Source organism: Neisseria basseii, assembly GCF_962707005.1.
Classification (GTDB): domain Bacteria; phylum Pseudomonadota; class Gammaproteobacteria; order Burkholderiales; family Neisseriaceae; genus Neisseria; species Neisseria bergeri.
In genome coordinates this window covers 59,661-76,763 of sequence record NZ_CAUIXH010000004.1, presented here as the reverse complement: position 1 = coordinate 76,763, position 17,103 = coordinate 59,661, and the positions used below count along the sequence as shown (strand labels likewise).

18 protein-coding genes and 1 tRNA gene are annotated in these 17,103 nt (G+C 54.3%); 11 read left to right on the top strand and 8 right to left on the bottom strand.

Translation table 11 applies throughout. From position 1 onward, the window contains the following. Positions 1 to 39 precede the first annotated feature (39 nt). The 6 genes from Q9I99_RS03375 to Q9I99_RS03350 all read left to right on the top strand — a co-directional run bounded on the left by Q9I99_RS03375 (position 40) and on the right by Q9I99_RS03350 (position 4,765). Positions 40 to 948, top strand: a complete 909-nt coding sequence (locus Q9I99_RS03375; RefSeq protein ID WP_301666909.1) for a choline kinase family protein — start codon at positions 40 to 42, stop codon at positions 946 to 948. Continuing rightward, the gene (locus tag Q9I99_RS03370; protein WP_301666910.1) at positions 948 to 1,826 is read left to right on the top strand and encodes a DMT family transporter; all 879 of its coding nucleotides are present in this window, start codon (positions 948 to 950) and stop codon (positions 1,824 to 1,826) included. Before Q9I99_RS03375 ends, Q9I99_RS03370 begins: the two co-directional genes overlap by 1 nt. Continuing rightward, positions 1,823 to 2,551, top strand: a complete 729-nt coding sequence (locus Q9I99_RS03365; protein WP_301666911.1) for an NTP transferase domain-containing protein — start codon at positions 1,823 to 1,825, stop codon at positions 2,549 to 2,551. Before Q9I99_RS03370 ends, Q9I99_RS03365 begins: the two co-directional genes overlap by 4 nt. 113 nt (positions 2,552 to 2,664) lie before the next feature. After that, positions 2,665 to 3,468, top strand: coding sequence for a LicD family protein (locus tag Q9I99_RS03360; protein WP_301666912.1), 804 nt, complete (start codon positions 2,665 to 2,667; stop codon positions 3,466 to 3,468). Between the two features lie 81 nt (positions 3,469 to 3,549). After that, positions 3,550 to 4,548 (top strand): branched-chain-amino-acid transaminase, encoded by a 999-nt coding sequence (gene ilvE, locus Q9I99_RS03355; RefSeq protein ID WP_301666913.1) that lies wholly within the window; start codon positions 3,550 to 3,552, stop codon positions 4,546 to 4,548. Beyond that, entirely contained in the window at positions 4,535 to 4,765 is a 231-nt protein-coding gene (locus Q9I99_RS03350; protein WP_301666914.1) for a hypothetical protein, read from the top strand. Before ilvE ends, Q9I99_RS03350 begins: the two co-directional genes overlap by 14 nt. Here the strand turns inward: Q9I99_RS03350 and fabI are convergent. The 4 genes from fabI to pgi form a co-directional block, all read right to left on the bottom strand. Next, the gene (gene fabI / locus Q9I99_RS03345) at positions 4,732 to 5,517 is read right to left on the bottom strand and encodes an enoyl-ACP reductase FabI (protein ID WP_002212340.1); all 786 of its coding nucleotides are present in this window, start codon (positions 5,515 to 5,517) and stop codon (positions 4,732 to 4,734) included. The two genes, Q9I99_RS03350 and fabI, sit on opposite strands and share 34 nt — an antisense overlap. 154 nt (positions 5,518 to 5,671) lie before the next feature. Further along, positions 5,672 to 6,493: a 2,3,4,5-tetrahydropyridine-2,6-dicarboxylate N-succinyltransferase gene (dapD, locus tag Q9I99_RS03340; protein ID WP_301666916.1), complete on the bottom strand. Its 822-nt coding sequence runs from the start codon at positions 6,491 to 6,493 to the stop codon at positions 5,672 to 5,674. 9 nt (positions 6,494 to 6,502) lie between these two features. Further along, positions 6,503 to 6,733, bottom strand: coding sequence for a hypothetical protein (locus Q9I99_RS03335; protein WP_301666917.1), 231 nt, complete (start codon positions 6,731 to 6,733; stop codon positions 6,503 to 6,505). Then, a complete protein-coding gene (pgi, locus tag Q9I99_RS03330; RefSeq protein WP_301666918.1) occupies positions 6,703 to 8,346 on the bottom strand; it encodes a glucose-6-phosphate isomerase in 1,644 nt (547 codons plus the stop codon). Before pgi ends, Q9I99_RS03335 begins: the two co-directional genes overlap by 31 nt. A 317-nt stretch (positions 8,347 to 8,663) precedes the next feature. On the opposite strand from pgi, the gene Q9I99_RS03325 reads away from it, so the two are divergent. The 5 genes from Q9I99_RS03325 to Q9I99_RS03305 all read left to right on the top strand — a co-directional run bounded on the left by Q9I99_RS03325 (position 8,664) and on the right by Q9I99_RS03305 (position 13,226). Then, complete coding sequence (locus Q9I99_RS03325; RefSeq protein ID WP_301666919.1) at positions 8,664 to 9,983, top strand: MFS transporter; 1,320 nt, start codon at positions 8,664 to 8,666, stop codon at positions 9,981 to 9,983. A 240-nt stretch (positions 9,984 to 10,223) separates the two neighbouring features. Next, entirely contained in the window at positions 10,224 to 11,456 is a 1,233-nt protein-coding gene (gene pilG / locus Q9I99_RS03320) for a type 4 pilus assembly protein PilG (protein ID WP_003710974.1), read from the top strand. A gap of 73 nt (positions 11,457 to 11,529) precedes the next feature. Next, a complete protein-coding gene (locus Q9I99_RS03315; protein ID WP_301666920.1) occupies positions 11,530 to 12,390 on the top strand; it encodes a prepilin peptidase in 861 nt (286 codons plus the stop codon). 1 nt (position 12,391) lies between these two features. Beyond that, a complete protein-coding gene (gene coaE / locus Q9I99_RS03310; protein WP_301666921.1) occupies positions 12,392 to 13,024 on the top strand; it encodes a dephospho-CoA kinase in 633 nt (210 codons plus the stop codon). After that, the gene (locus Q9I99_RS03305; protein WP_301666922.1) at positions 13,017 to 13,226 is read left to right on the top strand and encodes a DNA gyrase inhibitor YacG; all 210 of its coding nucleotides are present in this window, start codon (positions 13,017 to 13,019) and stop codon (positions 13,224 to 13,226) included. Before coaE ends, Q9I99_RS03305 begins: the two co-directional genes overlap by 8 nt. A gap of 84 nt (positions 13,227 to 13,310) precedes the next feature. On the opposite strand, the gene pilB is transcribed toward Q9I99_RS03305, so the two are convergent. From pilB to ispB, 4 genes are all read right to left on the bottom strand, one after another. Further along, a complete protein-coding gene (gene pilB, locus Q9I99_RS03300) occupies positions 13,311 to 14,987 on the bottom strand; it encodes a type IV-A pilus assembly ATPase PilB (protein WP_301666923.1) in 1,677 nt (558 codons plus the stop codon). Positions 14,988 to 15,424: 437 nt separating this feature from the next. After that, positions 15,425 to 15,496 (bottom strand) — tRNA-Arg (locus Q9I99_RS03295). Between the two features lie 20 nt (positions 15,497 to 15,516). After that, positions 15,517 to 15,963 (bottom strand): DUF441 domain-containing protein, encoded by a 447-nt coding sequence (locus Q9I99_RS03290; RefSeq protein ID WP_301666924.1) that lies wholly within the window; start codon positions 15,961 to 15,963, stop codon positions 15,517 to 15,519. Between the two features lie 3 nt (positions 15,964 to 15,966). Beyond that, entirely contained in the window at positions 15,967 to 16,941 is a 975-nt protein-coding gene (gene ispB / locus Q9I99_RS03285; RefSeq protein WP_301666925.1) for an octaprenyl diphosphate synthase, read from the bottom strand. Between the last annotated feature and the right edge of the window lie 162 nt (positions 16,942 to 17,103).

Here is a 17,103-nt window from a genome sequence, read left to right as displayed (position 1 = left end):
TATGCAAAGACAAACTCCCCGCACCGATACAGAAATGCCATGCAATCAATCAATAAAATTGTAGGCTTTGCCCGAACCTGCCGCAAGCCTGACGAAGTATTTGATTTTCTCACGCGCCACGCCGTCCCCTTCTCCCCCATCGGGGGGATGACCAACCAAAATATCCTGCTGGACCTGCCCGGCGGGAAATTCGTCCTGCGCCTGCCCCATCCCGCCCGCGCCGCCTTAATCAACCGGAAGCACGAGGCATTCAACAATGATTTAGCGTACCGCGCTGGTTTGAATGTGGAAACGCCTGTTTTGGATGTGCGAAGCGGCGTGAAGCTGACGCGTTATCTGGAAAACGGCGCACCCTTAAATCAAACGCAACTGCAGGACGGACGCTGCCTGCGCCTGATTGCGGGCAACCTGCGCCGGCTGCACGGCGGAAACTTCGCCTTCCGCAACACATTCAATGCCTTTGACGCATTCCGCCGGTATTTCTCCTTATTGCAGGACAAGGATTTGTTCCTGAAGGCAGACGCGCGTATGGACAGGCTCGCGGATGCTTTTTGGCGGCTGGAAGGCGTATGCCGGAAACTGCCCCGGCGCCCGTGCCACAATGATTTGGTACCGGAAAATATGCTGCTGCAGGGGGAGGGGCTGTTTTTTATCGATTGGGAGTATTCGGGTATGAACGACCCCTTGTTCGACCTTGCCGCCGTTATCGAGGAGGGGAGGATGCCGTCTGAAGCGGCAGACTGCCTGCTGGAAGCCTATTTTGCCGGCGGGGCTTCAGACGGCATTTCGGCGCGGGACGCGGCGGCGCGCCTGACCATCCACCGGTTTTGCCAAAACGTGCTGTGGTTTTTGTGGACGAAGGTTAAAGAGGAACAGGGCGAAGATTTCGGCGGTTATGCGGCACGGCGGCTGGCTGCTGCGTTTGAACTGTCGGCGGTGCTGCCGTGATGCGCGGCTATCTGTTCGGAGCGGCCTCGGCGGTATTTTGGGCGGCTTCCGGCCTATTGTTCGACCGTTTGCCGTTTGCGCGCGGCGCGGCATTCGGACAGATGGTTTTTTTGCTGTTTTTGATTGATTTGTGTTCTTTGTCGGCAGTATGGGCGGGATTGGGGCGCGGCGGGCGGCCGGGGTTTCGCGGCTGTTTTTGGCGGCCCGTGTTGTCGGGGCTGCTCGGCGGGCCGGTCGGTATGTCGGCATACCTCTTGGGCATCCATTACCTGACGGTATATTATGCCGCGCCTTTATCGTCCCTGTTCCCCGTATTGGCGGCGGCTTTGTCGGCTTGGTTTTTAAAGGAACGCACGGGAGCGGCGGCGCGTGCCGGTTTCGCGCTGGCGGTACTCGCTTCGGCTGGCTTGGCGGCGGATGCTGGCGGTCGGGGCGGACTGAACGCTTTGGGGCTGGTTTGTATCGCGGTGTGTGTTTCGGGCTGGTCGCTCGAGGTTGTTTTGTCTGCCCGGACGATGCGTACGCTCTCCGGCCTTCAGGTTTATTGTTTGCGCCTGTGCGGATCGGTATGCGGCTACCTGCTGATTCTCGTTTTCCTGTCTGCCCGGGGGTTTTCTTTAAACCCCTCCGATTTTCACGACGCGCGCATCATCGGCATCATTGCCTTCGGCGCGTTGTCTTATGCCTGTTATTATCAGGCGATTTATCTGTTGAAACCCCTCAAGGCGATGGCTTTGAACATCACCTACCCTGTTTGGGCGATGGCTTTGGGGTTTTTCGTTTACCGCCACCCGGTTCCGCCGTCCTCCATAATATGGGCGGTTTTGTTGGGAGCCGGCGCGGCATTGAGCCTGTATGGGCGGGAAGGTGAAATATGAATGCCATTATTTTAGCGGCGGGGCTGGGCAGCCGATTTAAAGAAATGACGCAAACCGTCCACAAAGCCCTTTTGGACATCTGCGGCACGCCCAACCTCGAAAGGACGCTATCCTTCCTGCGCGAAGCCGGCATAAGCAATATCGCCGTCGTAACCGGCCATTTGCACCAGCAATTCGATTATCTTCAAGAAAAATACGGCTGTATTTTGATTCACAACGAAAAATATCGGGAATACAACAGCATCTATTCCTTTTCGCTGGCGCGTGATTTTTTCAACGGCTGCTACGTCGTCGATGCCGACGTGGTGCTCGGACGCAATATTTTTTTAAACCGCCCGCGGCACAGCACCTATTTCACCGTCGTCCGCGCCCGCACGCACAACGAATGGCTGCCCGTTTCAGACGGCATCGGACGGGTCGTCCGCATCGACATCGGTTCCCAATCCCGCCCCAGCCTGTCGGGCGTGTCTTATTGGACGGCGGAAGACTGCCGCACCATCTTAAGCCTGATCGGGGCATACGCCGGCGCGGAACGCTTGGAAAACCCCAAACTCTATTGGGACAACATCCCGATGGAACACCTCGGCAAACTGGACATCCGCACCGAGCTGCTCGGCAGCGGCGACATATTTGAAATGGACGACCAAGAAGACTACCGCGCCATCTTGCGGCAGCTCGCCCCCCTTCGGCAGCGGCAATGTCCCGACGCGCAAGGCGGCACATAAAGCGCGACCCTGCCGTATTGCCCGAACAGGTTTGCCGCTGCGGATGACGGCGTTCCAACCGTAAAGAAAAGCAATGCGCCCCCTTGACGGGGTGCAATATATAAGGAATTTAAATGAAAAAACTGACACTCAGGGAACAACAGCTTGTCTGCCTCGACATTTTGGACGATTTCCACGCCCTGTGCGAACGGCACGGCATCCGCTATTCGCTCGGCGGCGGCACACTGATCGGCGCGATACGCCACCAAGGCTTCATCCCTTGGGACGACGACATCGACGTTTATATGCACCGCGACGAATACCAAAAATTTGTCGGCGTTTGGCAAAAAACCGCGCACCCGCACTATTTTTTGGAAACCGCCGAAGACATCCGCGCCCGACATACCGGGGAAATGGCAAAAATCTTCGATCCCCGTGCAGAACTCATCGACGCATACGGCAAAAAAAGTCCTTTATTTATCGACATTTTCATTTATGACGGCGTGCCGGACGAGCCAAAAACCATTTTCCGTATGATGAAAAAACACCGCCGCATCAAGCTGCGCTTTTCTTCCTGCAAAAAAAGGTGGCTGAAGGCAAAAGAAGGCAGCCTGAAACACAAAATCCTCGGCAGCCTGAGCCGTTTCCTGTTCGACAAAATGACGCGCAACCTGCAACAGTTCCAAACCGCCTACCCGATTCGGGAATGCGGTTTCATCGGTTTGGTTTTGTCCGACTACGGCGGCTGGCGGAAATCCTATATGCCCAAAAAATATTTCGACAGCGTCGTCTATAAAACATTCGAGGGCAGGCAGTTTCAAGTGATGAACGGCTACCACGAACACCTGACGCAATATTACGGCGACTATATGCGGCTGCCGCCCGAAGAAGAACAGAAACCGCACCATACGTCCGAAGCATACCTGTTGTCCGAATGAGCGCGGCCGACAGATTGTCATCCGTCCCCGATACGGATTAAAATGTCCGAGTACATATCCGAACAAGAAAGGCTTTACATTATGAGCAGACCCGTACCCGCCGTATTCGGCAGCGTTTTTCACAGTCAAATGCCCGTCCTCGCCTACCGCGAAGGCAAATGGCAGCTGACCGAATGGCAATCTTCGCAAGACCTCTCCCTCGCACCCGGCGCGCACGCCCTGCACTACGGCAGCGAATGCTTTGAAGGCTTGAAAGCCTTCCGTCAGGCAGACGGTAAAATCGTACTGTTCCGTCCGACCGCCAACATCGCGCGTATGCGGCAAAGTGCGGACATCTTGCACCTGCCGCGTCCCGAAACCCAAGCTTATCTAGACGCGCTGGTTGAATTGGTCAAACGCGCCGCCGATGAAATTCCCGATGCGCCTGCCGCGCTGTACCTGCGCCCGACCTTAATCGGTACCGATCCCGTTATCGGCAAGGCCGGCTCTCCTTCCGAAACCGCTCTGCTGTATATTTTGGCTTCTCCCGTCGGCGACTATTTCAAAGTCGGATCGCCCGTTAAAATTTTGGTGGAAACCGAACACATCCGCTGCGCCCCGCACATGGGCCGCGTCAAATGCGGCGGCAACTACGCTTCCGCCATGCACTGGGTGCTGAAGGCGAAAGCCGAATATGGCGCAAATCAAGTCCTGTTCTGCCCGAACGGCGACGTGCAGGAAACTGGCGCGTCCAACTTTATCCTGATTAACGGCGATGAAATCATTACCAAACCGCTGACCGACGAGTTTTTGCACGGCGTAACCCGCGATTCCGTACTGACGGTTGCCAAAGATTTGGGCTATACCGTCAGCGAACGTAATTTCACGGTTGATGAACTGAAAGCTGCGGTGGAAAACGGTGCGGAAGCCATTTTGACCGGTACGGCAGCCGTCATCTCGCCCGTTACTTCCTTCGTCATCGGCAGCAAAGAAATCGAAGTGAAAAGCCAAGAACGCGGCTATGCCATCCGTAAGGCGATTACCGACATCCAGTATGGTTTGGCGGAAGACAAATACGGCTGGCTGGTTGAAGTGTGCTGATGCTTTAAATAAAAAATGCCGTCTGAAACCCGTTTGGCGTTTCAGACGGCATTTTTTCGTCCGGACCGTTTCCGCCGCACCTGCCGCAAGTCAGGCATTTCCCTGGAAATACGCTTCAGACGGCAAACCGCCACCCGAAACCGATATGCGGCACGGACGACGCACGGATTTGAAAACGGCGGATTATCCCTCGGTGCTCAAGGCATTGATGCTGTAACCGCCGTCAACGTAAGTGATTTCGCCGGTAATGCCGGACGACAGGTCGGACAGCAGGAAGGCGGCGGTATTGCCGACTTCTTCGATGGTAACGTTGCGGCGGAGGGGATTGTGGGCGGCGACGTGTCCCAAAAGTTTGCCGAAATCGGCGATGCCGGAGGCGGCGAGCGTTTTAATCGGGCCGGCGGAAATGCCGTTGCAGCGGATGCCTTCTTTGCCCAAGCAGGCGGCGGTAAAGCGGATGCCTGCCTCAAGGCTGGCTTTTGCCATACCCATCACGTTGTAGTTCGGAATCGCGCGCACCGCGCCCAAGTAGCTCAGGGCGACGATGGCGGAGTTTCTGCCGCGCATCATCGGACGGGCGGCTTTTGCCAACGCGGGCAGGCTGTATGCGGAAATTTCGTGTGCGGTATTAAACGCTTCGCGGCTGATGCTGTCGAGGAAGTCGCCGCTCAAGGCTTCTTTCGGCGCGAAGCCGATGGAATGCACCAAACCGTCCAAGCCGTCCCAATGTTTGCCCAAGTCGGCGAAAACTTGGTTGATTTCGTCGTCGCTGGCGACATCGCAGCGGAACACGAGTTCGGAATCCAATTCCGCCGCCATTTTGCGGACGCGCTCTTCCAGTTTGTCCACAACGTAGGTAAACGCCAAATCCGCACCCTGTTCGCGGCAGGCTTTGGCGATGCCGTAAGCGATGGAACGCTCGGAAATCATGCCGGTAATCAGAATTTTTTTGCCTTGCAGAAAACCCATTTTGTATCCTTCAAATAGTGTTCGGTTCGTTCTAAACCGTTGATTATAGCAAATTGTCCCTGTTTCTGTGTTTTCACGTTGCAGCGTGCAGACGGCAATGCCGTCTGAAGCGGATTTCAGACGGCATTGGACATTTCAAATACGGTTTAAGGCATCAGATGCCGCGCAACAATTCGTTCACGCTGGTTTTCGCACGGGTTTGCGCGTCCACGCGTTTGACGATGACGGCGCAGTAGAGGCTGTGGCTGCCGTCTTTGGAAGGCATACTGCCGGACACGACGACCGAACCTGCCGGTACGCGGCCTTGATAGATTTCGCCTGTGGTGCGGTCGAAGATTTTGGTGGATTGACCGATGAATACGCCCATAGAAATCACGCTGCCTTCTTCGACAATCACGCCCTCAACGATTTCAGAACGCGCACCGATGAAGCAGTTGTCTTCAATGATGGTGGGTGCGGCCTGCAGGGGTTCGAGTACGCCGCCGATGCCGACACCGCCGCTCAAGTGGACGTTTTTGCCGATTTGCGCGCAAGAGCCGACGGTTGCCCAAGTATCGACCATCGCACCTTCGTCAACGTATGCGCCGATGTTGACATAAGAAGGCATCAACACGACATTTTTCGCCACAAAGCTGCCGCGGCGGGCAACCGCACCCGGAACTGCGCGGAAACCTGCGCTGCGGAATTCGTCTTCAGACCAATCGGCAAATTTAGTCGGCACTTTGTCGAAGTATTTGTTCACGCCGTCGTTGAGGATTTCATTGTCCTGAATGCGGAAGGACAGCAATACGGCTTTTTTCGCCCATTCGTTGACTTTCCACTCGCCCACACCCAAGCGTTCGGCGACGCGCAGTTTGCCTGAATCGAGTTGGCGGATGGTTTCCAACACGGCTTCTTTGACTTCGGGGGTAACGGTGGACGGGGTGATGTCCGCGCGGTTTTCAAAGGCGGTTTCGATAATGTTTTGCAAAGACATAATGTTTCCTTATGTGAGATGTTTCGTGGGACGTTTGCCGGTATTTTCAGGCAGTATGTTCATTTGAAATGAATGCGCTATTGTGCCACGCAAACGCATATTCGTCAGCAATACGCGGGCGGTTGCCGAACATTGGCGTTTCGGAATCGGGTGGGCGGCAGGCATTGCCTTTTCCGCGCCCGAATCAATACAGGACAACGGCAGTTCCTTTATGCCGCACCGCCGCCTTTCAGACGGCATTCGCGGTAAAACGCCATCAGCCCTTCGGTCGAGGCATCGTGTACGGACGTGCCGTCTTCCAGTTCGCCGATGATGGTTTTTGCCAACTGTTTGCCGTATTCCACACCCCACTGATCGAAGGGGTTGACGTTCCATATCGCGCCTTGGACGAAGGTTTTGTGTTCGTAAGCCGCCATCAGCATACCCAGATTGTAGGGCGTGAGGCGGTCGAGTAGGATGCTGTTGCTGGGGCGGTTGCCGGGGAACTCTTTGTGCGGCGCGAGGCGTTCGCGTTCCGCTTCGGGCAAATCTGCCAACTCGGCGCGTGCTTCGTCCAAGGTTTTACCCTTCATCAGGGCTTCCGCTTGGGCAAAGGCGTTGGCAACGGTAAAACGGCTGCGTCCGTCCTCCACGCCCTGCGCCGTCATCGGGACGATAAAATCGCAGGGAATCAGGCGCGTGCCTTGGTGGAGCAGTTGGAAATAGGCGTGCTGGCAGTTGACCCCTTCACCGCCGAACACGATGCCGCCCGTTTTGCACGCGGCGGGACTGCCGTCTGAAGCGCGGCTTTTGCCCAAACTCTCCATATCGAGCTGGTTCAGCCACGCCGGCAGCAGGCGCAGGTTGTGGCTGTACGGAACGGCGGTCTGCCCGTCCGCGTGCTGGAAATTGTTGTACCACACGGCAATCAGCGCCATCAGAACGGGAATGTTGCGGCGCAGCGGCGTGTGAAAAAAATGGCTGTCCATCGCGTGCGCCCCCGCCAACAACTCGCGGAAACGCGCCCCGCCGACCGCAACCATCACGGGCAAACCGACGGGCGACCAGACGGAATAGCGTCCGCCCACCCAGTCGTACATCGCAAACACGCGTTCCGCCGCAATGCCGAAACTTTGCGCCGCTTCCGTATCGGCAGACACCGCGCAAAAATGGCGCGCCGTTTCGGATTCCGAGAACCCCGCACCGCGATACCACGCCTTGACTGCCTCTGCATTGAGCAGGGTTTCGGGTGTTTTAAAGGACTTGCTGGCAACGCAAAACATTGTTGTTTCGGGGTTCAGACGGCATAAAACCGCATCCAGGCAGGCAGGATCAGAATTAGAAACAAAATGGACGGCGATATGCCGTCTGAACGGCTCGAGTGCCTGAACGCACATTGCCGGCCCGAGGTCGGATCCGCCTATGCCGATGTGGACAAAATCCGTAATCCGTTTCCCAGTTATCCCCTGATACGAACCGTCGTCCAAACTGTGTGCAAAATCCAAAGCGCGGTCAAGTTCGCGGCGGATTTCGGGCAACACGTCCCTGCCATCCACATAAACGGCATCCGCACCGTCGGGCAGGCGCAAAGCCGTATGCAGCGCAGCACGCCCCTCGCTGCCGTTGACTTTCGCACCCGTCCGCAAAGCATGCATTTTCCCTTCCAAATCCGCCGCGTCGGCAAGATTGCAGAGCAGTTGCAGCGTATCTTCGCCCAAACGGTTTTTGCTGTAATCGAACAACATACCGTCCAAACGCTCGTGCATACGCTCAAAACGGCCGGGGTCGGCAGCAAAGCGGTCGCGCAAAAGAATGTGGCGCGTATCCTGATTGTGGCGTTCGAGCGCATGCCATGCACGGGTAAAAGCATCCATCTGTTTTCCTTGATTTTTCAGAACCGGATTAAAATGTAGCAGAATGTAGTTTAACAAACGGCAGCGGCTTTGGCGAATCACGGAAACACTACGCCCTGCTTTCAGACGGCGGCAGAATTGATTTTTATCAAGCAGGATACCGATGGGGGTGCAGGATGCAAAAGACTTGTGCTATTCTTTGTAATCGAATGAAAGACGGGGGTTATCGTCTGTAAGATACCTACAAGATGCCGCACGACGGCACGGTTAGCAAAAGAAAGCGGCACACCGCTTCGCAAATTGTTGTTTCTTCCCATTTTCATCAGGAGCAGGTCGATATGAAGGTTTCCCCACAAACGGCAATGACGCTTCGCCAAATCATGCTGATGAACTTTGGTTTTTTCGGCATCCAATACAGTTTCGGTTTGCAGCAGACCGCCATCAACCCCATCTTCAGCTTTCTTCAGGCCGACCCCGCGCAACTGCCCGTCCTCAATATGGCGGGGCCGATTACCGGGCTTTTGGTGCAACCGCTTATCGGCGCGATGTCCGACCGCACTTGGATACCCGGACTCGGCCGCCGCCGTCCGTATTTCCTCATCGGCGCAATCGGGTGCAGCCTCTGCCTCTTCATCTATCCGCACGTTACCGCACTGTGGGTCGCCGTGATGCTGCTTTGGCTTTTGGACATCAGCAACAACACCGCCATGGAACCCTTCCGCGCCTTCGTTGCCGACACCGTTCCCGAGAAACAGCAGCCTACCGGCTTTCTGATGCAGTCCGTGTTTACCGGCTTGGGCATCACGCTGGCAAACGTCTCCCTCTACATCTTCCAACAAATCGGCTGGCTCAAGCAGACCTCCGAAGCAGGCATTCCCTACTGGGTATTCGGCTCTTTCTACATCGGCGCAGTCTGTTCCATCGGCTCGGTGCTCATTACCATCCTCTCCACGCAGGAAAAAATGCCCACAGGCAAAGAAGCCGCCGAGTTGAAAGCCAAAACGGGCAATCCCTTGGGCGCGGTCAAAGACATCTTCGCCGCCATCAAAGAAATGCCCCAAACCCTGTGGCAGCTCGCCCTTGTGTACCTCTTCCAGTGGTACGCCCTCTTCATCTACTGGCAATACATCTCCCACAGCATCGTCCAATCCGTCTGGTACTCGACCGCCGCCGACAAAGCCGCCTACGAACAGGCAGTCGCCTGGACGGGCCTGGTCAACGGTTTCTACAACATCGTAACCTTCGTTTCCGCGTTCGGACTGATGTGGCTCGCACGCAAATACGCCGCCAAATACGTCCACGCCTTCGCCGTTTCCCTTGCTGCCGCCGCACTGTTGGCAATTCCCCATATTTCTGACAAATACCTCATGTTCGCACCCATGATCGGTTTCGGCGCAGGTTGGGCAAGTATGATGGGCGTGCCGTTCATGATTGTCGTCAACTCCATCCCCAAAGCGCGTTACGGCGTGTACATGGGCATCGTCAACATGATGATCGTCATCCCCATGCTGATTGAAACCGTAACCTTCGGCTGGGTTTACGACACCTTCCTCGGCGCAAACCCTGCCAACGCCATGACCTTCGCCGGCATTTTCCTCGCCGTCGCCGCCGTCCTGACGCTGGGCATCAAAACCAAAGGCAAACTGTCCGAATCCTGACAAATCCCGCCCCTGCCGTGCCGTCTGAAGGCAGTGCCCTGCAAACGGCAGCCGGCCGGATTAATTACAGGCGGATAAATGCCGGACAGCCGCCTAATAAGGTATAATCGCACCCGATTCCGTCCCGTTTGCCGCCCGCAGGCGGGATGTCGGCGGTTTCCATCTTGCCGGGAACACGCCGATACTGTTTTTTAACGATATTTCTTACATTTTATTCCAATTACTTTACGGGGCTAGAATATGGCTAAAAATGGGGGATTTTCTTTGTTCGCAAAGAAAGAAAAACGCTTTATCTTTGAAGGCAGGCATTCCGCCTCCGACAAACTGGTCAACGGCGAAGTATCCGCGTTTACCGAAGAAGAGGCGCGCAAAAAACTCGCCAAACGCGGCATCCGCCCGCTGCAGGTTACCCGTGTGAAAACAAGCTCCAAGCGCAAAATCACACAAGAAGACATCACCGTCTTCACCCGCCAGCTGTCCACTATGATCAAGGCAGGCCTGCCGCTGATGCAGGCATTTGAAATCGTGGCGCGCGGACACGGCAACCCGTCTATGACGGAAATGCTGATGGAAATCCGCAGCAATGTGGAACAGGGCAGCACATTGAGCCGCGCATTCTCAAACCACCCGAAATATTTCGACCGCTTCTACTGCAACCTGGTTGCGGCGGGCGAAACGGGCGGCGTGTTGGAAAGCCTGTTGGACAAATTGGCGGTTTACAAGGAAAAAACCCAGGCCATCCGCAAAAAGGTAAAAACCGCGCTGACCTATCCGGTATCCGTCATCGCCGTCGCCATCGGTTTGGTATTCGTGATGATGATTTTCGTGCTGCCCGCCTTTAAAGAGGTTTACGCCAATATGGGCGCGGAGCTTCCCGCACTGACCCAAACAGTGATGGATATGTCCGACTTTTTCGTCTCATACGGCTGGATGGTGCTGATCGCACTCGGCTTTGCCATATACGGCTTCCTCAAATTGAAGGCGCGTTCGATTAAAATCCAACGGCGTATGGATGCCCTGCTGCTGCGTATGCCGATTTTCGGAGACATCGTCCGCAAAGGGACGATTGCCCGCTGGGGCAGGACGACGGCGACACTGATTGCGGCAGGCGTGCCTTTGGTCGATGTCTTGGACTCCACCGCCGGTGCAGCGGGCAATTTAATCTATGAAGAAGCCACCCGGGAAATCCGTACGCGCGTCATCCAAGGCCTGTCCATGACTTCCGGGATGCGTGCGACGGAACTGTTCCCCAATATGATGGTGCAGATGTCCTCCATCGGCGAGGAATCGGGTTCTTTGGACGATATGCTCAACAAAGCCGCCGAATTTTATGAAGACGAGGTGGACAATGCGGTCGGCAGGCTGTCCGCTATGATGGAGCCGATTATTATTGTGATTTTGGGCTTGGTCATCGGTACGCTTCTGGTCGCTATGTATCTGCCGTTGTTCAACTTGGGCAACGTGGTCGGCTGACCCGTCATACGGATCCGGCGCGGATTGGTTCTGCGCCGGTTTGTTTTTGCTTTGAATATATCGAGGGCAAAATATGTTTGCTTTATCTGTACTGCCTCCGTTTGCCGTACCTTTGGCGGCGGTTTTGGGGCTGCTGGTCGGCAGCTTCCTGAATGTCGTCATTTACCGCGTGCCCGTTATGATGGAACGTGGCTGGACGGTATTTGCCAAAGAACATTTAAACCTGCCGCTGACCGACGAGGAAAGCCGTACCTTCAACCTGATGAAGCCGGATTCCTGCTGTCCGAAATGTCGCACACCGATACGCGCGTGGCAGAACATCCCGATTGTCAGCTACCTGCTCCTGCGCGGCAAATGCGCTTCCTGCCGCACCAAAATCAGCATACGTTATCCCTTAATCGAGCTGCTGACCGGCGTATTGTTCGGGCTGGTCGCCTGGCAATACGGCTGGTCTTGGATTACGCTGGGCGGATTGGTGCTGACCGCGTTTCTGATTTCCCTGACCTTTATCGATGCGGACACCCAATACCTGCCCGACTCGATGACATTACCCTTGATTTGGCTGGGGCTGATATTTAATTTGGACGGCGGCTTCGTGCCTTTGCAGTCTGCCGTTTTAGGTGCGGTTGCCGGCTATGGTTCAATATGGCTTTTATGCGCGGTATATAAACTGATTAAAGGCGAAACCGGTATGGGCAACGGAGATTTCAAACTGATTGCCGCATTGGGCGCGTGGCTCGGCATATCCGCATTGCCCATGCTGATTTTTGTTTCCTCACTGATCGGTTTGATTGCGGCAATCGTTATGCGCATCGCCAAGGGGCAGCATTTTGCCTTCGGCCCCGCACTGACAGTTTCGGGCTGGATAATTTTTGCGGCAAACGATTCCGTATGGCGGGCGGTCAACTGGTGGCTGACCCATCCGGTGCTGTAAGATGACGGCATGGGTCGGGCTGACCGGCGGAATCGGCAGCGGCAAATCGGCAGCCGCGCAATGTTTTGCCGATTTGGGCGTGCCGCGCATCGATGCGGACGCGGCGGCGCACTCGCTGACGGCTTCAGACGGCATCGCCCTGCCGGAAATCAGGCGGCTGTTCGGCGACACCGTTTTCGACACACAGGGTTTGTTGCGGCGCGACATCTTGCGTAAAGAAATCTTTGCCTCCCCATCGCGCAAAGCCTTGCTCGAATCCGTGATGTTGCCGCTGATTTTCTCAGAAATCAAAAAACAGCAAGAAACCTTTACCGATGCGGCCTACGGCATTGTCGAAATCCCGCTGCTGACGGAGAAGCGTCAATTTATCAGCCTGATACGGCGTGTCCTGACCATAAGCGCACCTTTGGAAAAACGTATCGGCAGGGTGATGGCACGCAGCGGGCTGACGCGCGGCGAGGTGGCGGACATCATCAGCCATCAGGCATCCGAATCCGAACGCCTGCTGCTTGCAGACGATGTGCTGCTCAATAACGGCAGCCTCAAAAGCCTGCGTGAGAAAACAATGCGCCTGCACGCGTTTTATTCAGGGATTTTCGCCTCAAAACCAACACAAGGAAAACACAATGGCTGAATCGCGGCAAACACGCCTTCAAGTCAAATGTCCGACCTGTCAAACGGCAGTAATATGGAAACCGGAAAACGCATTCCGCCCCTTCTGTTCGCAACGCTGCAAACTGATCGACTTGGGCGGATGGGCAGACGGGAAATATACGGTTTCCGACCAAACGGAAAGTTTGCCGGAAATATCCGAACCCGACGGGGCATACCGCTGACCGCCCCGCCTTCCCAGCAAACACCCTGAAAGTCAAATGCCGTCTGAAACAAACACGCTTCAGACGGCATTTTCATTCTCAAACCTAATCGTTGGTATTTGCCGTTACCTCTTCCAATGAAGTAATGCCCTGCATAACTTTCAACAAACCGGCCCGGCGCAAATCCACCATACCCTCCTTATAGGCAACGTCCAAAATATCCACTTCCGTACCGTTGTTCATAATCACACGCTGCATTTCTTCGCTGATGGGCATAACCTCATACACGCCCGCACGCCCCTTATAACCCTGTCCCCGGCAACGGTCGCAACCGACGGCGCGGTAAAGTTTCCAATCTTTTGCAAGGTCCTCATCGGTGAAGCCGACTTCCTTCAAAGCAGAGGCAGACGGGCGTTCCACTTCCTGTTTGCAGCTCGAACACAGCCTGCGTAAAAGACGCTGCGCCATAATCAGGCTGACCGAACTGGCAATATTAAACGGAGCGACACCCATATTCAGCATACGCGACAACGTCGCCGGCGCATTATTGGTGTGTAGGGTGGAAAACACCATATGCCCTGTTTGTGCCGCCTTAATCGCAATATCGGCAGTTTCCAAATCACGAATCTCACCGACCATAATGATGTCCGGATCCTGACGCAGGAAAGACTTCAAAGCAGCGGCAAAAGTCAACCCCTGCTTCTCATTGACGTTAACCTGATTGATGCCCGGCAGGTTAATCTCGGCAGGGTCTTCCGCCGTTGCAATATTTACCGACTCCGTATTCAAAATATTCAAACAGGTATAGAGCGATACCGTCTTACCCGAACCCGTCGGACCGGTTACCAGCACCATCCCGTAAGGACGGTGAATCGCTTCCAACAACAATTTTTTCTGGAACGGCTCAAAACCGAGCTGGTCGATGTTCAAAGACGCGGCATCGGAATTCAAAATCCGCATCACGACCTTTTCGCCAAACAGCGTCGGCAATGTGCTGACACGGAAATCGATAGGCTTGCCGCCCTTTTGAAAGGTCAGCTGCATCCTGCCGTCCTGCGGTATCCGTTTTTCGGAAATGTCCAAACGCGACATCACCTTAATCCGGGAAGCAAGCTGCCCCCTTACCGCAATGGGCGGCTGAACCACCTCGCGGAGCTGCCCGTCCACACGGAAGCGGATACGGGCATTGTGTTCGTAAAACTCAAAATGAATGTCCGATGCCCCACTGCGCAAGGCATCAGACAAAGTTTTATGGATAAACCTCGGAACAGGACCGTCCTCAGCCTCCTCATTGTCGATATACAGGGTGTGGCTTTCCTCTTCCTCCTGCTCCTCTCCAAGCTCCTGAAGCAGCGATGTCGATCTCGAACCCACCCAATCGAGCAAACCCGCCAACTGGTCATCCTCGACAATGACCAACTCAACCGCAATCCCTGCGGCAGAAACGGTTTTCTGAATTTGCGGCATCTGGGTCGGATCGGAAACCGCAAAAAATACTTTGTTGTCCCGACGGAAAACCGGCACACAGTGGAACTCCACCATCTGCTCCTCCGTCAACACCCCCATCAGCACCCTGTGGCGCGGATAATAGCGCAAATCAAGAACCGAATAACTGAACACCCTCGCAATCAATGCCGCAAGGGATTTGGGCGAAATGACACCGTCTGAAAACAGCATCGGCAACACTTCTTTACCCGCCTGCGACTCCTTATAATAGTGTTCGGCCTGCTCAACAGTAACCACCTGGTTTTGAACCAGAATCCTCAGCAAACCTACGCTCATACGACCTTATCCCCAAATTTATTCATTGTTATACCAATATGACTTTTGTCATTGAATATTATCGGCGAACAGATTATCAAAAAAACAACCGCCTTGCAAATTCGGCATATTTCCATATATTCCGGCAAACGGGCGGCATACGCCTCTCCTCCCTTATATATTGCGCCCCATCAAAGGGGGCATTACTTTTTTAACCATCCCCGTTGACAGTCAAGTAAAAAGGTTTTTATACCATCATCAAAATTAATATTTTCTTCTGCCATATCATCCACATTAAAAAATGCGTCCCAAAAAACATACCCCGTTTCCGTGCAGAAAAGTTTCCATACGACGCAAAAAAGCCTTTCATATCGCTGAAAGGCTTGTTTTACTTTGGATTGTTATTGCTGATTGTTTTGCATTGCATCGGCTTGAAAACCCCGTTTTTAGGGATTCTGCCTCGCCAACAGGAATCGAACCTGTATTTTACGCTTAGGAGGCATACGTTCTATCCGTTGAACTATGGCGAGCCGAAATGAAAAGGGAGATTTTAAACCTTTCCGGCAACAAAAGACAAGATGCCGGCAGCAATCAACGGCCCGACAGGGATACCGCCCATAAATGCCACCCCGATGACCGTACCGATCAGCAAGCCCGTTACCAATACCGGCTGCTGCCCCATCAAAGGCACGCCGCGTCCCGCCAGCCAAGCCACGAAAATACCGATAAAAACGGCGGATATCATTTTAAAATTCAAAAATTCGGCAACAGGAGGAACCTGCGCCTTTCCTGAAACCAACGGACTCAAAACCCCTATGGTCAAAAGAATGATACCGAGGTTCAACCCGTGCTTCTCGACCAACGGGACAAACTGTACCAATGCCGTCTGCTGCATCAGCAGTAATATGGTTGCCGAGATGGTAATCGAATTGTTGTTGCTGACCACCCCCAACAGAATCAGCGTAACCAGAAACAGGGGAACAAAACTGAAATTCATCGGTTACGACACCCTGACCAAAGATTCCTTCGCCAGCTGAATCATGGCATCCTTCACTTCGCTGTCGGGCAGGGCATCCAACGCGGTAACGGCACAATCGACTGCTTTGCGCGCCTCGCCTATCGAATATGCCAACGCATCCGAACGGACGACATAATCGTGGATTTTTTCAAAATAGCTGCGATCTGCATTTTCCAAAGCAGTACGCACATCATTCGCAACCTGTTCGGAACCCTGACGCATCAGATAAATCAAAGGCAAAGTCGGTTTTCCTTCTGCCAAATCGTCGCCGACGTTTTTGCCGGTTTCTTCGGTTTCGCCAGAATAATCCAGCACATCGTCAATAATTTGGAATGCCGTACCGACATACATACCGTAATCTTTCAACGCCTGCTCGTATTCGGGAGGGGCATTGCCCAAAATTGCACCGACCTGCGCCGCCGCTTCAAACAATTTTGCCGTTTTATATTGGATAACTTGGACGTATTGCTCTTCGGTAATGTCCGTATTGCCGATGTTCATCAGCTGCATGACTTCGCCCTCGGCAATAATGTTGGTCGCATCCGCCATCACTTCCAAAACGCGCATACTGCCCGAGGCAACCATCAGTTGAAAGGCGCGCGTGTATAAAAAGTCGCCAACCAACACTGCCGCCGCATTGCCGAACAGATTGTTTGCCGTTGCCCGCCCACGGCGCAAATCGCTTTCATCGACGACATCGTCGTGCAGGAGGGTGGAAGTGTGGATAAACTCGACCATCGCCGCCAGCGAATATAGTTTCTCGTCATCATAACCGACCGCCTTACCCGCCAAAATCGTCATAATTGGACGCAGGCGTTTGCCGCCCGCGCTGATGATATATGTACCGATTTGCGAAATCAGTGCGACATCGGATTGCACCGCACGGTTGATGACTTCATTGACTTTGGCAAGGTCTTCAGGCAGGTGTTTCTGGAAATAAGGCAGATTCTCGAGCATGGCAGACTCTCAGGTTTACGTTTCCGTCAAACGGCAGATACCGCTTGAAAGCTTATTCAAATAGCGGGCAATTATATCAGCAAAGCCATCAGGGTACATCTTTTCAGACGGCATATGGTTATCCGAACCGCGCAAACTTTGACAAAACAGGCAAATAACAAT

Coding starts and splice junctions, on each gene's coding strand:
- Q9I99_RS03365 (WP_301666911.1), top strand. CDS start 1,823: ATGAATGCCATTATTTTAGCGGCGGGGCTGGGCAGCCGATTTAAAGAA.
- Q9I99_RS03325 (WP_301666919.1), top strand. CDS start 8,664: ATGAAGGTTTCCCCACAAACGGCAATGACGCTTCGCCAAATCATGCTG.
- pilB (WP_301666923.1), bottom strand. CDS start 14,987: ATGAGCGTAGGTTTGCTGAGGATTCTGGTTCAAAACCAGGTGGTTACT.
- ispB (WP_301666925.1), bottom strand. CDS start 16,941: ATGCTCGAGAATCTGCCTTATTTCCAGAAACACCTGCCTGAAGACCTT.
- pgi (WP_301666918.1), bottom strand. CDS start 8,346: ATGGATGCTTTTACCCGTGCATGGCATGCGCTCGAACGCCACAATCAG.
- dapD (WP_301666916.1), bottom strand. CDS start 6,493: ATGTCTTTGCAAAACATTATCGAAACCGCCTTTGAAAACCGCGCGGAC.
- Q9I99_RS03335 (WP_301666917.1), bottom strand. CDS start 6,733: ATGCCGTCTGAAAGGCGGCGGTGCGGCATAAAGGAACTGCCGTTGTCC.
- Q9I99_RS03290 (WP_301666924.1), bottom strand. CDS start 15,963: ATGAATTTCAGTTTTGTTCCCCTGTTTCTGGTTACGCTGATTCTGTTG.
- Q9I99_RS03370 (WP_301666910.1), top strand. CDS start 948: ATGCGCGGCTATCTGTTCGGAGCGGCCTCGGCGGTATTTTGGGCGGCT.
- Q9I99_RS03375 (WP_301666909.1), top strand. CDS start 40: ATGCAATCAATCAATAAAATTGTAGGCTTTGCCCGAACCTGCCGCAAG.
- Q9I99_RS03305 (WP_301666922.1), top strand. CDS start 13,017: ATGGCTGAATCGCGGCAAACACGCCTTCAAGTCAAATGTCCGACCTGT.
- coaE (WP_301666921.1), top strand. CDS start 12,392: ATGACGGCATGGGTCGGGCTGACCGGCGGAATCGGCAGCGGCAAATCG.
- pilG (WP_003710974.1), top strand. CDS start 10,224: ATGGCTAAAAATGGGGGATTTTCTTTGTTCGCAAAGAAAGAAAAACGC.
- Q9I99_RS03360 (WP_301666912.1), top strand. CDS start 2,665: ATGAAAAAACTGACACTCAGGGAACAACAGCTTGTCTGCCTCGACATT.
- Q9I99_RS03315 (WP_301666920.1), top strand. CDS start 11,530: ATGTTTGCTTTATCTGTACTGCCTCCGTTTGCCGTACCTTTGGCGGCG.
- ilvE (WP_301666913.1), top strand. CDS start 3,550: ATGAGCAGACCCGTACCCGCCGTATTCGGCAGCGTTTTTCACAGTCAA.
- fabI (WP_002212340.1), bottom strand. CDS start 5,517: ATGGGTTTTCTGCAAGGCAAAAAAATTCTGATTACCGGCATGATTTCC.